Annotated in this window: 12 protein-coding genes, 1 tRNA gene and 1 pseudogene; 9 read left to right on the forward strand and 5 right to left on the reverse strand. The window is 61.9% G+C overall.

All coding sequences use genetic code 11. The features are described 5' to 3' along the window. Positions 1-43 precede the first annotated feature (43 nt). A tRNA-Gln gene (locus tag LXM96_RS12740) sits at positions 44-117 on the reverse strand. 228 nt (positions 118-345) lie between these two features. Between LXM96_RS12740 and LXM96_RS12745 the strand changes: the two genes are divergently transcribed. Then, positions 346-1,863 (forward strand): Ppx/GppA phosphatase family protein, encoded by a 1,518-nt coding sequence (locus LXM96_RS12745; RefSeq protein WP_239998937.1) that lies wholly within the window; start codon positions 346-348, stop codon positions 1,861-1,863. Continuing rightward, the gene (locus LXM96_RS12750; protein ID WP_239998938.1) at positions 1,860-2,585 is read left to right on the forward strand and encodes an RlmE family RNA methyltransferase; all 726 of its coding nucleotides are present in this window, start codon (positions 1,860-1,862) and stop codon (positions 2,583-2,585) included. The genes LXM96_RS12745 and LXM96_RS12750 overlap by 4 nt, the downstream gene beginning before the upstream one ends. On the opposite strand, the gene LXM96_RS12755 is transcribed toward LXM96_RS12750, so the two are convergent. Continuing rightward, complete coding sequence (locus LXM96_RS12755; RefSeq protein WP_239998939.1) at positions 2,586-3,989, reverse strand: MFS transporter; 1,404 nt, start codon at positions 3,987-3,989, stop codon at positions 2,586-2,588. It abuts the gene before it with no gap. A 203-nt stretch (positions 3,990-4,192) separates the two neighbouring features. Between LXM96_RS12755 and LXM96_RS12760 the strand changes: the two genes are divergently transcribed. The 5 genes and pseudogenes from LXM96_RS12760 to LXM96_RS12780 all read left to right on the forward strand — a co-directional run bounded on the left by LXM96_RS12760 (position 4,193) and on the right by LXM96_RS12780 (position 9,482). Further along, positions 4,193-5,170 carry an MBL fold metallo-hydrolase gene (locus LXM96_RS12760; RefSeq protein WP_394801961.1) on the forward strand — a complete coding sequence of 326 codons (978 nt, stop codon included), beginning with the start codon at positions 4,193-4,195 and terminating at the stop codon, positions 5,168-5,170. Between the two features lie 163 nt (positions 5,171-5,333). After that, on the forward strand, positions 5,334-6,836 hold the full coding sequence (gene guaB / locus LXM96_RS12765) for an IMP dehydrogenase (RefSeq protein ID WP_239998941.1): 1,503 nt from the start codon (positions 5,334-5,336) through the stop codon (positions 6,834-6,836). 119 nt (positions 6,837-6,955) lie between these two features. Continuing rightward, positions 6,956-7,375, forward strand: coding sequence for an MAPEG family protein (locus LXM96_RS12770; RefSeq protein WP_239998942.1), 420 nt, complete (start codon positions 6,956-6,958; stop codon positions 7,373-7,375). A 99-nt stretch (positions 7,376-7,474) separates the two neighbouring features. Next, positions 7,475-8,501 (forward strand): annotated as a pseudogene (gene adhP, locus LXM96_RS12775) (alcohol dehydrogenase AdhP). Between the two features lie 105 nt (positions 8,502-8,606). Further along, the gene (locus tag LXM96_RS12780; protein ID WP_239998943.1) at positions 8,607-9,482 is read left to right on the forward strand and encodes a dienelactone hydrolase family protein; all 876 of its coding nucleotides are present in this window, start codon (positions 8,607-8,609) and stop codon (positions 9,480-9,482) included. 27 nt (positions 9,483-9,509) lie between these two features. Here the strand turns inward: LXM96_RS12780 and LXM96_RS12785 are convergent, their stop codons facing one another. Then, positions 9,510-10,409 (reverse strand): hydrogen peroxide-inducible genes activator, encoded by a 900-nt coding sequence (locus tag LXM96_RS12785; RefSeq protein WP_239998944.1) that lies wholly within the window; start codon positions 10,407-10,409, stop codon positions 9,510-9,512. Between the two features lie 114 nt (positions 10,410-10,523). On the opposite strand from LXM96_RS12785, the gene katA reads away from it, so the two are divergent. Beyond that, positions 10,524-12,017: a catalase KatA gene (gene katA, locus LXM96_RS12790; protein WP_239998945.1), complete on the forward strand. Its 1,494-nt coding sequence runs from the start codon at positions 10,524-10,526 to the stop codon at positions 12,015-12,017. Positions 12,018-12,070: 53 nt separating this feature from the next. Here katA and LXM96_RS12795 read toward each other — a convergent pair whose 3' ends face one another. Beyond that, the gene (locus tag LXM96_RS12795; protein ID WP_239998946.1) at positions 12,071-13,021 is read right to left on the reverse strand and encodes a LysR substrate-binding domain-containing protein; all 951 of its coding nucleotides are present in this window, start codon (positions 13,019-13,021) and stop codon (positions 12,071-12,073) included. A 194-nt stretch (positions 13,022-13,215) separates the two neighbouring features. Between LXM96_RS12795 and LXM96_RS12800 the strand changes: the two genes are divergently transcribed. Next, positions 13,216-13,512, forward strand: a complete 297-nt coding sequence (locus LXM96_RS12800) for a DUF1127 domain-containing protein (RefSeq protein ID WP_239998947.1) — start codon at positions 13,216-13,218, stop codon at positions 13,510-13,512. A 72-nt stretch (positions 13,513-13,584) separates the two neighbouring features. Here LXM96_RS12800 and LXM96_RS12805 read toward each other — a convergent pair whose 3' ends face one another. Next, positions 13,585-14,463, reverse strand: a complete 879-nt coding sequence (locus tag LXM96_RS12805; protein WP_239998948.1) for a DUF937 domain-containing protein — start codon at positions 14,461-14,463, stop codon at positions 13,585-13,587. Positions 14,464-14,486: the final 23 nt, after the last annotated feature.

Consider the following 14,486-nt stretch of genomic DNA (forward strand, 5'->3'; position numbering starts at 1 on the left):
GCGCGACTGGAAAATCAAGGAAATAAGGGCTTTTCGGGAGAATTGGCTGGGGAACCTGGATTCGAACCAGGACTAACGGAGTCAGAGTCCGTGGGTCTACCGTTAACCTATTCCCCATTGCTCGGGCGCTTGGCCCGGCAATCTGCGGCGGCTTATAACCAATGCGCCTGACTATGCAAAGACTTTTTCGGAAAAAAGTTCCGGCGCCGCCACCGCGCCGTGCGCAGCGAACGTGTGACGGAAAAAGGCGTTGGCGATCGACCCGTCCGCTGTTATCTTGCCCTCAACGTAACGATAAGCGCCAGCTGCATGCCTCGAGGTTTTGCGCGGCGAGATGGATATAAAGTGATGGACCCCGATAGCGGCGGAGAGCCGCCAGAAGGCGGGGCGTCGGCTGCAGGGCGTGGCGATGGGAGATCCTCCCGCCGTCGCAAGGCGAAGCGTAGAGGCAAGATTGCTGGCGCGGCGCCATCCATGCATGGCGAGGCGGCACAAGGTGCCGCTTTGGCCGGGCGACCCCAGTCAAGCGAAACCGGCAAGCGCAAGCGTCGCCGCGCCCATTCCGCTCCGAGCGTGAAGGAGCAGGGTGAACAGGCTGTAGCGTCCTCTCTGCAAGACAGCGAAGGGACCTCTTCCTCGGGATTGGGTGACGCCACAAAACTGCACAAGCGCCGAAAGAAGGCGCGTGGCGGGCGCGGCCTCCAGGGGCGCCCCTTGGTGCATGCACGCCCGCAACCGGCCTTCGACGCAAAGGCAGTCGCCGTGGTGTCCTCTGCGTTGCCGCACGACAGCGGCGCGCATATTTCACCGGATACCAAACCTGTCTATCGTGACGACTTCTATGCGGCTCTCGACCTTGGGACCAATAACTGTCGACTCCTGATCGCGCAGCCGACCCGTCCTGGACAGTTTCGCGTGGTCGACGCCTTCTCACGCATCGTGCGGTTGGGAGAAGGGCTTGCCGCCAACGGTCGCCTATCGGAGGGGGCGATGGATCGCGCTGTCGAAGCGCTGAGGGTATGTGCCTCCAAACTTGCCAATCGTCCGATCCGCAGGATGCGACTCATTGCCACCGAGGCATGCCGTTCCGCAGAAAACGGTCAGCTTTTCCTAGATCGCGTCGTGCGGGAGACCGGTCTTACGCTGGAAATCATCGACCGGGAAACGGAGGCACGGCTTGCCGTATCGGGATGTTCCTCGCTGGTGGGCCGCGAGGCACGGTCAGTGGTGCTGTTCGACATTGGCGGCGGCTCGTCGGAGATCGCGGTGATCCGCATAGCCGAAAGCCGCTCCAGCCGGCTTGCCAATCATATTACGCATTGGACATCGCTGCCGGTCGGGGTGGTCACCTTGTCCGAACGCCATGGCGGAAGGGACGTCACGCCGCAGGTCTTCGAGGCGATGGTCACCGAAGTTGCGGGCATGCTGGCACGGTTCGACTGCCCTCCGGTTGTCGCGCGTCAGGTAAATGCCGACGATTTCCATCTGATCGGGACCTCCGGCACGGTCACGACCCTTGCCGGCGTCCATCTTGATCTTCCTCGCTACGATCGACGCAAGGTGGATGGGCTTTGGCTTTCCGATGCCGAGGTGACGGCCATGCAGGCGAAGCTTCTCTCATGGGGGTTTGAGGATCGCGCCGCCAACCCTTGTATCGGGCCGGACCGCGCCGATCTCGTGCTGGCGGGTTGCGCCATTCTGGAGGCTATCCGCCGACGTTGGCCAAGTCCCCGCATGCGGGTTGCCGACCGCGGCCTGCGTGAGGGAATCCTGACAGATATGATGGCAGACGATGGCGCCTGGCGCCGCATCCGCCCGCGACGACCGAACGCCGAGCGGCACGATCAAGGAGGACGCCGATGACCAAGCCCCCCGTCGGCAGCAATCGCACGGGCCGCAAGCTCGGCCAGAAGGTGAAAAAGGGAAAGCTGAAGGCATCGTCGCGCCGCTGGATCGAGCGCCACATCAATGATCCCTATGTACAGCGGGCAAAGCTCGAAGGGTACCGTGCGCGTGCAGCCTTCAAGCTGCTGGAGATCGACGAGAAGCATCAGATTCTGAAAGGCGCGCGCCGGATCATCGACCTGGGCGCGGCACCGGGAAGTTGGTCACAGATCGCAGCGAAAGTGACCGGGTCCACCGACGAAGACATCCGGGTTGCCGCGATCGATTTTCTGGAGATGGCGCCGCTGCCGGGGGTCCATGTCTTGCAACTCGACTTCCTTGATCCCGATGCGCCGCGTCTTCTGGTGGAGGCCATCGGAGGAGCGCCGGATCTGGTGGTCTCCGACATGGCAGCGCCAACCACGGGCCACCAGAAGACCGATCATCTGAGAACGATGCATCTGTGCGAGGTCGCGGCTCATTTTGCCGTGGAGGTGCTGCGGGAGGGAGGCCATTTTCTGGCAAAGACCTTCCAGGGCGGCACGGAGCGTGAACTTCTCAACATGCTAAAGCAGAATTTCCGCCAGGTCATCCACATTAAACCGGGAGCATCACGCTCGGAATCGGTGGAGATGTTCCTGCTCGCCAAGGGCTTCAAGGGCCCAAGAGCGGAGGCGGACGTGGAGAACAGCGCCGGCTGACTATTCAGCCGCTTCCGTAGGCACTGCCGTTCGTCGATGCCCGGAGACGGCCGCTCTCGCGTTGCGACTGAGCGCAAGCAGTGGCACCACCGCCAAAAGCGAAACGCCGGCCACGATGAAAAACGCGAGGTGGAAGTCGGCAAGCTGCAGAGGGAATCCCGAGAGGCCAGACGACGCTTCCAGGATGAAAGCAGCGAACGCGACGCCAAGCGCGAGGCTGACCTGCTGCAGCACGGACGCGATCGAGGTGGCTTGGCTCGCCTCGCTATCGTCGATTTCCGAATAGCTCAGGGCATTGCTGCCGGTAAAGAAAAACGACCGGCAGAGCCCGGACATCACGAGCAGGGCGATGATCAGCGCATGCGACGTCTGTGGCGTGAAGAAGCCGTTGGCTGCCGTCGTCGCTGCACCGAGGACGCCGGCAGCAATCAGGATCACTTTGAACCCGGTGACGGCAAAGACCCGGCGGGCGATGAATTTCACCGTCAGTGCACCCAGGGCTCCCGCGAAAGTAATCATGCCGGACTGGAACGGGTTAAGGCCGAAGGCGAGCTGGAGCATCAGCGGCATCAAAAATGGAATGGCGCCCGTCGCGACCCGAAAGATGGTGCCGCTCGTTGTGGCAATGCGGAAGGCTTCATTGCGAAAGATCGTGAGGCGGAGGATCGGCGAGGGGTGGCGCCGGGCGTGCCGGACATACAGAATTGCGCACAAGATGCCGAGCCCTGCCGCCGTCATGCCGAATGCCGGCGGCAGGGCGGGAAGGCTCACGATGGACAGGCCCAGGACAATGCCTGCCGCAGCCATGGCGGTGAGAAAAAATCCTAACCAGTCGATCGAGGGAGGCCGAACACTCTCGATCTTTGGAAGGTAGATGCCGGAGAGCCAGATACCGAGGAAACCGATGGGCACATTGATGATAAAGATCCAGTGCCAGGTGAAATAGGTCGTGATGAACCCGCCGACGGGTGGGCCGGTCAGGGGGCCGATCAACGCAGGGATGGTGAGCAAAGCCATAGCGGAAACCAAGTCGCTGCGTTTGGTTGTCCGCAGCAGCACGAGTCGGCCAACCGGTGTCATCATCGCGCCGCCCGCGCCTTGAAGAAAACGCGACAGAACGAATTGCAGAAGCGTCTCCGAAACTGCGCAGAAGATAGAGCCGACGATAAACGCGAAGATGGCCAGACGGAATATTGTCTTGGCGCCGAACCGATCCGCCATCCAGCCGCTAATCGGGATGAACATGGCGAGCGCCACCATGTAGGACGTCAACGCCAGCTTGAGCGTAATCGGGCCGACGCCCAGGTCGGCAGCGATAGCCGGAAGCGCGGTTGAGATAACGGTCGCATCCATCTGCTCCATGAACAGGGCGACGGCAAGGATGAGAGGAACGACACGGTTCATGGAGCAATCGGTTGCAGGCTGGGAAGCCGCTGGTGTATCCGGATCTCCGGCGCGTGCCAACGGTGGGCGGGCACGCGAATCGCGGGATCGACCCATCACGACTGCGTGACGCCGGTTTCCGGAAAGCAGGAGCCGCATATCTTCACGAGCATGGTTTAAGTGCCAGTCGTAGATCAGGGGAGAACAACATGAAACTGCCATCGATGGGTCGTCGTACGCTACTGGGAACTGCGGGTGCGGGGTTAGTGGCGGCGCCAGCCATTTTGACCGGGAAGGCCAAAGCGCAAGAGACGAAGCGATTGGAGATCAACCGAGCCATGCCGCCGCAGACCGACCGCTTCGACGTGGGTAGCTTCAGTGTTCTGGTGGTCAAGGATGGATCACGGGCGTCGGATTCGCCTGGCGAGACGTTCGGGATGGATCAGTCGGCGCAGACCGTGGGCGAGCTTCTTCGCGAGAATTTTCTCCCCGAAGACCAATTCGTCAACAGCTTCGCCCCGGCCTTGGTCAACACGGGTAGCGAAATAATCCTGTTCGACACCGGTATGGGACCTGGTGGGCGCCCGCAGGGAATGGGCCGACTTATCGAAGGACTGACCGCCGGCGGCTATACGCCGGAAGACGTAACCGTTGTGGTGCTGACTCACATGCACGGCGATCACATCGGCGGCCTCGTGGAGGATGACGGCAGCCCGGCCTTCCCGAATGCCCGCTATGTTGCGGGGCAGGTGGAATATGATTTCTGGACCGATCCTGCTCGGGTGGGAACGCCTGCCGAGAACGGTCATAAGGCGGTTCTCGACAAGGTGAAGCCGCTCGCCGAAAAGATGACCTTCATCGGAGGGGGCGAAGAGGTCGTGCCTGGCATCACCAGCATGGAGGCTTTCGGCCACACCCCCGGCCATCTGATCTTCAACGTGGAGTCTGACGGGCGCCGACTGATGATGACCGCAGACACCGCCAACCACTACGTTCTTTCGCTGCAGAGGCCGGATTGGGAGGTTCGCTTCGACATGGACAAGGAAATGGCGGCCGAGACCCGAAAGAAGGTTTTCGACATGATTGCAGCGGATAAGGTCGCGTTCCTTGGTTACCACATGCCGTTCCCGTCGGTCGGCTACGTGGAGAAGCTGGATACCGGATACCGCTTCGTCCCGAAGACCTACCAGTTCGAGATCTAATCCTTAGGATCTTCGGCAAACTCGCAGGCAAAGCGCCTGCGGGTTTTTGCTATTCCCTTCCCGTCATAACCGTGTTACCAGCCCTCGCCAACTTCCCATTCCCGAAGACCGCATCCGGCGCCTCCCGACCGGAAGGACTTCCTTTACTGAAGGAAATTGGCTCATGGCACGCATTATTGAATCGGCAACCGGCGCGGACGCGCTCACTTTTGACGACGTGCTGCTGCAGCCCGGTCATTCCGAGATTATGCCTGGCCAGACCGATATCGCCACGAGAATTGCCCAGGACATCGACCTCAACCTGCCGATCCTGTCGTCCGCCATGGACACGGTCACCGAAGGCCGGCTCGCGATTGCCATGGCACAGGCGGGCGGGATCGGCGTCATCCACCGCAACCTCAGCCCCAGCGAGCAGGCCGAGGAAGTCCGTCAGGTCAAGAAGTTTGAAAGCGGCATGGTTGTGAACCCGGTCACGATCGGGCCGGATGCGTCGCTCGCCGAGGCGCTCTCGCTGATGAAGATCCACGGGATCTCCGGCATTCCTGTCGTCGAGAACGGCGGTAATGGTGGCCAGAAGACGGGACGCCTCGTCGGCATTCTCACCAATCGCGATGTTCGCTTCGCCTCCGATCCGGCGCAGAAGATCTATGAGCTGATGACTCGTGAAAACCTCATCACGGTCAACGACAATGTCGACCAGTCGGAAGCCAAGCGGCTCCTGCACAAGCACCGGATTGAGAAGCTGCTGGTGGTGGACGGGCAGGGCCATTGCGTTGGCCTGATCACGGTCAAGGATATCGAGAAGTCGCAGCTCAACCCTAACGCTTCCAAGGATGCACAGGGGCGCCTGCGGGCAGCCGCGGCAATCAGCGTGGGGGATGATGGCTTCGAGCGCGCCGAACGGCTGATCGATGCCGGCGTCGACCTTTTGGTGGTCGATACTGCCCACGGTCATTCTCAGCGCGTCCTTGATGCGGTCACTCGGGTGAAGAAGCTCTCCAATTCGGTTCGCATCATGGCCGGCAATGTCGCCACCTCAGATGGAACCAAGGCACTGATCGATGCCGGCGCTGATGCTGTGAAGGTCGGCATCGGTCCGGGTTCGATCTGCACCACCCGCATCGTGGCAGGCGTCGGTGTTCCGCAGCTTGCAGCCATCATGGCAGCCGTCCAGGCTGCACAAGATAAGAACATCCCGGTTATTGCCGACGGCGGCATCAAGTTCTCGGGTGACCTCGCCAAGGCGATCGCCGCCGGTGCCTCGGCCGTGATGGTCGGGTCGCTGCTTGCCGGTACGGATGAAAGCCCCGGCGAGGTCTATCTCTACCAGGGCCGATCCTTCAAGGCATACCGCGGCATGGGCTCCGTCGGCGCCATGGCCCGCGGCTCGGCCGATCGCTACTTCCAGGCGGAAGTGCGTGACACGCTGAAACTCGTGCCTGAAGGCATTGAGGGCCAGGTACCCTACAAGGGACCCGTTTCCGCCGTCCTGCATCAGCTTGCCGGTGGCTTGAGGGCAGCCATGGGTTATGTCGGCGGTTCGAACATCCTTGAATACCAGGAAAGGGCCACCTTCGTGAGGATCTCTGGCGCTGGCCTACGAGAAAGTCACCCGCACGGCATCACCATCACCCGTGAAAGCCCGAATTATCCAGGCGGAGCCTGATCCCGACTAAGAGCGTCTGACGGAACATAAAAGCCATGGCAGCAGGCTGCCATGGCTTTTTTCATGCCTTTTCATCAGCGCCATGCCATACCTGTCGCAGTTCGAGCCCAGGAGCGGAAATGACATTCAGCACCATGATGATCTGGCCGATGATCGCGCACGCGTTCCTCGTCTTCGGCCTCTACTACCTTCTCTCCAGTCGCCGCATCGGCGCCGTCCGTGCCGGCACGGCCAGAGCAGAGCAATTCAAGGCAAACCTCGAGGAGCCGGTCGAGAGCCTGATCATCCACAACAACCTGAAGAACCAGTTCGAGCTCCCAGTTCTGTTTCATGCGGTCTGCCTGGCGCTTTACATCACGACGGCCGACAACGCGGTGACGGCGATGCTGGCCTGGGCCTTCGTGCTGTCGCGCTACGTCCACTCCTATGTCCACATCACCAGCAATCGGCTGCGCTACCGGCGGCCGATTTGGATCACCGGCTACTTCATTCTGATTGCACTTTGGATCTGGCTTGGCATCTGGCTCGCATTCAGCTGACGGCGTTTTGCGGTGGATCAACATCGCTACTGCTGATGTGCGCTAGGTCCTCTCACAAAACGCCGCCATGAGCGGCTTCCGTTTGAGAAGGGACCGCAGATGTCTGCAATGATGAAAGCCGCCGTGGTACGAGAGTTCCGCAAGCCGCTGGTGATCGAGGAGATGCCGATCCCCGAACCGGGCCCCGGACAGATCCTGGTGAAATACGAGGCCACCGGCGTTTGCCACACCGACCTGCACGCTGCCAACGGTGACTGGCCGGTGAAGCCAACCCGCCTTTCATTCCTGGCCATGAAGGCGTCGGCTATGTCGCAAAGCTGGGCGAAGGCGTATCTCGCATCAAGGAAGGTGACCGCGTCGGCGTCGCCTGGCTTCACACCGCCTGCGGATGCTGCACGCCTTGCCGCACCGGCTGGGAAACGCTGTGCGGCAGCCAGCAGAATACCGGCTATTCGGTGAACGGCACCTTCGCGCAATCTGGTCTCGCCGACCCCGATTTCGTCGGGCGTCTGCCGGACAAGCTGGAATTCGGCCCGGCCGCTCCCGTGCTCTGCGCTGGTGTCACCGTCTACAAGGGCCTGAAGGAAACAGAGGTGAAGCCCGGTGAATGGGTGGTGATCTCGGGCATCGGCGGCCTCGGCCACATGGCTGTGCAATATGCCAAGGCTATGGGAATGCACGTCGTTGCGGCCGACATCTTCGACGACAAGCTGGCGCTCGCGAAGAACCTCGGGGCTGACGTCGTCGTCAACGGCAAGGCCGACGATGCCGTCGAGCAGGTGCAGAGGCGACGGGTGGCGTGCATGGTGCGCTGGTGACGGCCGTTTCGCCCAAGGCCATGGAGCAGGCTTACGGATTCCTGCGCGCCAAAGGCACCATGTCGTTGGTCGGCCTGCCGCCTGGGTACATCTCGCTACCGGTCTTCGACACGGTGCTGAAGCGCATCACGGTGCGCGGCTCGATCGTCGGCACAAGGCAGGACCTTGAGGAGTCGCTGCAATTCGCCGGCGAGGGCAAGGTCGCCTCCCACTTCTCCTGGGACAAGATCGAGAACATCAACGAGATCTTCCATCGCATGGAAGAGGGCCGGATCGATGGCCGCGTCGTCCTAGACCTCGCAGCCTGAGCTTTCACGCTAACGTGTCACCCGTGTTGGGGCCGGATGATCTAGCTTGAGTCATCCGGCCCTTCGCCGCTTGGTGCGGGGCGTTGCCCAACGGAGGAGCGTGTCATGGAAAAGCCGACGATCACCCAGGCGATGATCAACGCCTACGACGAGTATACCCACCTCACTCTCGACCGCCGCCGCTTCATGGAGAAGCTCACCGCCCTGGCAGGCTCCGGAGCGGCCGCCGCCGCGATCGCTCCGATGCTTGCAGCGAGCGGAGCGCGCGCCCAGATCGTACCGGAGGACGATGATCGCCTGACGGCCGAGGATGTGACCTATCCGGGGGCAGAAGGCGAGATGAAGGGCTACCTCGTGCGCCCGAAGGATGCCGCAGGGGACTTGCCTGCGGTCATCGTCATCCACGAGAACCGGGGGCTTAATACCCATATCCGCGACGTGGCACGCCGCATGGCCTTGGAAGGTTTTGTCACCCTGGCGCCGGATTTCCTATCGCCGCAGGGAGGGACGCCGTCAGACGAGGATCAGGCGCGGCAGATGTTCTCCTCGCTCGACGCTGACCAAACCACGGCCAATGCCGAGGCGACCCGTGTGTATCTCTCGGAACTCGATGGAACGAACGGCGAGGTGGGCGCGGTGGGCTTCTGCTGGGGTGGTGGCCTCGTCAACCGATTGGCCACGAAGTCTCCGGAGCTGGGTGCAGGCGTCGCCTATTACGGCTCGCAGCCACCGGTCGGAGACGTTCCGGACATCGAAGCGCCGCTGATGCTTCATTATGCGGGCCTCGACGACCGGATCAATGCCGGCATCGACGCGTATCGGGCGGCACTGGAGGAAAACGGCAAGGTCTTCGAGATCCATGTCTATGACGGCGTCAACCATGCCTTCAACAATGATACTTCGGCGGCGCGCTACAACAAGGAAGCGGCGGATCTCGCCTGGCAGCGGACGGTAGAGTTCTTCAAGACCCATCTATCTTGATGGCCGGGGCAAGGGCGACCGGCCGCCTCAGCGGTTTGCTGGGGCGCAGCCCGAGATGGCTTCTGCGAGTGCCTTCATCTCGTCGCGCCGCCCGCTCGATCTGCGCCAGATCAACCCGATCTCCCGCGAAGGGGCCGGGTCTGCGAAGGGCACGATGCGGATATCGTTGCGTGCCGTTTCGGTCGGGATCGCCATCTCGGGGATCAGCGTCATTCCCATGTCGTGCGACACCATCTGCAAGAGCGTCGTCATCGACGTGGCGCCGAAGTTCACGAGGCTGCGCTTGCCTGCCGTGCCGCAGACCGAAAGCGCCTGTTCACGCAGGCAATGGCCTTCCTCCAGAAGCAGCAGGCGATCGACATCGACCTGGGTCTCCGTCAGCGGCGACATCAGGACCGCTTCGGCGTTGTTGGCGATAGCCATGAAAAATCGGTCGGTGAACAGGGAGACGGTCTCCAGGCCGTCGCCCTGAACCGGAAGCGCTGCGATTACGGCATCGAGCTTGCCGTCCTGCAGGTCGATGATCAGCCGATCCGTCACCGCCTCTTTCAGCTCGAGTCCCAGGGAGGCGGAAAGCTCCCGCAGGCAAGGAACGAGCTTCGGCACGAGGTAGGGGGCGACGGTCGGGATGATGCCGATGCGCACCAGGCCGTCCAGCATACCACTGCTGCTGCGCCGGAGGCCTTCCAGTCGTTCGACCTGCTCAAGGATTGAAGACACCTGTTGCAGGACCTCCTCTCCGTCGCGCGTGAGAAGGATGCCATTGCGCTTTCGCTCCACCAGGCGCACGCCGAGCGTCTGCTCCAGATCCAGGATCTGGGCAGATAGCGCAGGCTGACTGATATGCGCGGCTTCGGCCGCTCGCCCGAAATGACGTTCCTTCGCAAGGGCCGCGAAATAGCGCATCTGCCGGAGCGTTAGTCCCATAGGAAATTCCGATCGAAAGTCGCAGAAAATAATATTGGAAACTATGGAACCGCAGTGCGATGGTCAACGGGTAGCCTAGAATGGTTCCAGATTTTCAAACAGGGGAGACACGCGATGTCTGATCGTCCCACGATGACGACGACGGCCGGTGCGCCGATACCGGACAACCAGAACACCATGACCGCCGGCCCGCGCGGCGGGGTCATGCTGCAGGATTACCAGCTGATCGAGAAGCTGGCCCACCAGAACCGCGAGCGTATTCCGGAGCGCGTCGTCCACGCCAAGGGTTGGGGCGCCTACGGTACACTGAAGATCACCGGCGACATTTCCAAATACACCAAGGCGAAATGTCTGCAGCCGGGCGCGGAAACACCAATGCTCGCCCGCTTCTCCACCGTTGCCGGTGAAATGGGCGCCGCCGACCACGAGCGGGACGTCCGTGGATTTGCGTTGAAGTTCTACACGCCGGACGGCAACTGGGATCTCGTCGGCAACAACACGCCGGTCTTCTTCATTCGCGACCCGCTGAAGTTCCCCGATTTCATTCATACCCAGAAGCGCCACCCGCGCACAAACCTCCGTTCGGCAACGGCCATGTGGGACTTCTGGTCGCTGTCGCCGGAAAGCCTGCACCAGGTCACCATCCTGATGTCCGACCGCGGTCTGCCGGTCGACCCGATGCACATGAACGGTTACGGCTCGCATACCTATTCGTTCTGGAACGACGCCGGCGAGCGCTACTGGGTCAAGTTCCACTTCAAGACTGAGCAAGGCCACAAGCACTTCACCAACGAGGAAGGCGAAGCCCTGATCGGCAAGACCCGTGAAGGCTATCAGGAAGCCCTCTTCGGCGGCATCGAGCGCGGCGAGTTCCCCCGCTGGAAGGTGCAGGTCCAGATCATGACGGAGGAGCAGGCGGATAACACCTCCTACAATCCCTTCGACCTCACCAAGGTCTGGCCGCATGCGGAATTCCCGCCGATCGACATCGGTGTGATGGAGCTGAACCGCAATGCGGACAACTACTTCGCCGAAATCGAGCAGGCCGCGTTCTCGCCGTCGAACATCGTGCCCGGCATCAGCCATTCGCCGGACAAGATGCTGCAGGCTCGCGTGTTCTCCTATGCCGACGCCCACCGCTACCGCCTCGGCACGCACTACGAGAACATCCCCGTGAACCAGCCGCGCTGCCCGGTCCATCACTATCATCGCGATGGCCAGATGAACACTTACGGCGGCCTGCGCACCGGCAACCCGAACGCCTATTACGAGCCGAACTCCGTCAACGGCCCGTTCGAAGATGCCTCCGCCAAGGAGCCGCCGCTGAAGATCTCCGGCGACATGGCCCGCTACAACCATCGCGAAGGCAACGACGACTATTCGCAGCCGCGGGCTCTCTTCAATCTCTTCGACGAGGGGCAGAAGGGCCGTCTGTTCTCCAACATCGCGGCAGCGATGGGTGGGGTCCCGGGTGAGATCGTCGAGCGGCAGCTGGCGCACTTCAAGCTCGTGCATCCGGACTATGAAGCTGGCGTCCGCGCAGCGCTTGAGCGTCTCCACGGCTACAAGGCCGACACGATTTCAGCACAGCCCACCGCCGCCGAATAACATCGGTATGTGCTGAAAAGGAAACCGGGGCTTCGGCCCCGGTTTTTTGTTGCCTACCAGCTTGTCGCCATCTGTCCTGCGCGAACCTTCAGCGCACGCGCGATGCCCTTCGGCTCCGCATCCAGATCGTCCGGCACCACGGCCGGAGAAATATTGTCGAGGCAGGCGGCGATGTGGTCGGTGATGGCGTTCATCAGCGAAGGTGACAGACCCGGCCGCTTCATCAGGCCGATCTGCACCGGCGGAAGCGGCGGAAAACCATCGCTGGACGTCAGCACCTTCATCCCCGGCCGCAGCGCCGATTCCGGCAGCACGGAGACAGCCATGCCGGCGAGCACCGCAGCGGCAACAACCGTCGACGACCAGCTGGTGAACAGCACCTGATATTCCCGCCCATCCGCATCCAGCGCCGAGCAGGCAAGCTGGCGCCAGAGGCAGTCGCGGCGGCCGACCGCAAGCGGCACCGGCGCATCATCACGCAGCGGGTGGTTGGCGGAGGCAACCCAGCAGAGAGGTTCTGTCCGCACCACGTCCGAGATGCGGGCCCGCGGGTTGTGGGTCACGAGAGCAATGTCCAGTTCGCCCCGTGCCATCCGCTCGGCCAAGCTCGCCGAGTTTTCGCAGACGATATAGAGCTCGACGTTCGGATGGGTCTTGGCAAAGCGACCGATGATCTCCGGCATGTAGCGGTCGGCGTAATCGTCCGGCGTGCCGATCCTGAGCGTCCCCTCCAGCCGGTTGTCGTCGAAGGCGGCGATCGCCTCGTTATTCAGCCGGATGATGCGCCGCGCGTAGTTGAGGAGCTTCTCGCCCTCGGCCGTCAGGCGGTTGCCGCGACCGTCCTTGGCAAACAGCTGCTTGCCGATCCGCTCCTCCAGCCGCCGCATCTGCATGGAGACGGCAGACTGCGTCTTGAAGACGCGATCGGCGGCCTTCGTGAAGCTGCCGGTGTCGACGATGGCAAGAAAGGTGTGGAGCTGGTCGATATCGAGAGGAGCTGACATGGCACGATCATCCATCAGAGTAGCTGATGACAATCATTAGAAACATTCGTTGGACTGATCAATACCGTCTGCTGCATAAACGAGGCTGTAATCATGACATCGGGTGCTTTCGGGCACTCGCAGCCCTGACCACCTTTCCGCAGGACCTCCGTGGAAGGGACGGTCTTTCTCGTGCCGATGGAAAGGATACGATCGTGCGCACGACCCAGATAGTTGAACTCGACCTCGTTCAGGAGCGTCCGGCCCCGCGCGGCTACGCCTCCGTTACGTTGGCTCTGACGGGCTATGTCTGGCGTGTGCTCCGCAACCGATGGCTGGCGAACCGGCTGCATGACCTCGACGACCGCCAGCTCGACGACATCGGCCTGACCCGGCACGACGTGATGAAGGCCACCCATGGCTCCGGCCTCTTCGACGATCCCTCTGCCCTTCTGGCGGAATCGGCGCGGCGCCGGGCTCGCACCAGGTTTCAGCGCCTTTCGCGCAACTGAGTGATTTTCCCCGCAGGGTGATAGCCAATAGCCCTGCCGCTTGCCCGGCCCGGACCTCCCGGCCGGGCTTTTTTATGCCTTGTCGTCGCCGTCGGCTGTCGGCTGTCCTGCAGGCTTGCCGCCGAGATAGGTCTCGAAGATCGATTCCATGTTCTTCTGGTAAGCCTTCTGCACTTCAAGGCCGCTGTCGAACATGCCGGTCAGCGCCTCGACATAAGGATTGGTTTCCGTCTTGCTCTCTGACTGCTCGGGGTTCTTGCCTGCGCCTGTCATCGAACTCGACATCATCCCCTGGAATGCCTGCATGAAGGGATTGTCGGCGAATGGATTGGGATGAGCCTTGGTCGTAGGACTGGACGGGCGATCGAGGCCCCAGGCGGCGCGGACACCCTTCACGAAAGGATTGTCGAAAACGTCCGCAGGGCCGTTCGGCGGACTCTGCTTCGGCTGCATGCCGAGGCTCTCCAGCCATGGCTTGGTCATCTGACCCATGGGCGTGGAAGCAAACATGTCCGCTCCCTGCTGCATCTGCCCCGTCGCCTGCTTGAACATTCCGCCCATCAACATGTCGGCCATGGCCGGCATCATGTTGCGCAGCACGTCCTGGCCCAGCCCCGTAAGTTGCGCCGCCTGTGCGGCAACCGCGCGCGAGACCTCCGGAGATCCGAACAGCTTGTCCAGCACCGCATTGCCGTCTGCCGTGCCCTGAGGAGTGAAAGCCTTGCCTAGGTCCTCGAAATACTTCGCATACGAACCGGACATCATCGTGCTCATCAACGACGAGAAGTCGTACGGGCTTGTGGCTGTCCGCTTGAAGCCTGAGGAGAAAGCGGGCGTCAGCGCCGCCATCGCCTGCGCAGCCTGTTCCTGCGCCAGATTGAACTGCTTTGCCATCGCCTCCATGGCGGCCCCGTTCTGTGCCTTCAGCATCATGTCGAACAGTGGCAGCATGGCGCGTCCTTTCCAGTTGGCTT

Source organism: Rhizobium halophilum (assembly GCF_021648825.1).
In the GTDB taxonomy this organism is placed as follows: domain Bacteria; phylum Pseudomonadota; class Alphaproteobacteria; order Rhizobiales; family Rhizobiaceae; genus Neorhizobium; species Neorhizobium halophilum.

Bases quoted from the DNA above. Each gene is read 5' to 3' on its own strand.
- LXM96_RS12750 (WP_239998938.1), top strand. From the start codon at position 1,860: ATGACCAAGCCCCCCGTCGGCAGCAATCGCACGGGCCGCAAGCTCGGC.
- LXM96_RS12755 (WP_239998939.1), bottom strand. From the start codon at position 3,989: ATGAACCGTGTCGTTCCTCTCATCCTTGCCGTCGCCCTGTTCATGGAG.
- LXM96_RS12785 (WP_239998944.1), bottom strand. From the start codon at position 10,409: ATGGGACTAACGCTCCGGCAGATGCGCTATTTCGCGGCCCTTGCGAAG.
- LXM96_RS12805 (WP_239998948.1), bottom strand. From the start codon at position 14,463: ATGCTGCCACTGTTCGACATGATGCTGAAGGCACAGAACGGGGCCGCC.
- katA (WP_239998945.1), top strand. From the start codon at position 10,524: ATGTCTGATCGTCCCACGATGACGACGACGGCCGGTGCGCCGATACCG.
- LXM96_RS12780 (WP_239998943.1), top strand. From the start codon at position 8,607: ATGGAAAAGCCGACGATCACCCAGGCGATGATCAACGCCTACGACGAG.
- LXM96_RS12760 (WP_394801961.1), top strand. From the start codon at position 4,193: ATGGGTCGTCGTACGCTACTGGGAACTGCGGGTGCGGGGTTAGTGGCG.
- LXM96_RS12770 (WP_239998942.1), top strand. From the start codon at position 6,956: ATGACATTCAGCACCATGATGATCTGGCCGATGATCGCGCACGCGTTC.
- guaB (WP_239998941.1), top strand. From the start codon at position 5,334: ATGGCACGCATTATTGAATCGGCAACCGGCGCGGACGCGCTCACTTTT.
- LXM96_RS12795 (WP_239998946.1), bottom strand. From the start codon at position 13,021: ATGTCAGCTCCTCTCGATATCGACCAGCTCCACACCTTTCTTGCCATC.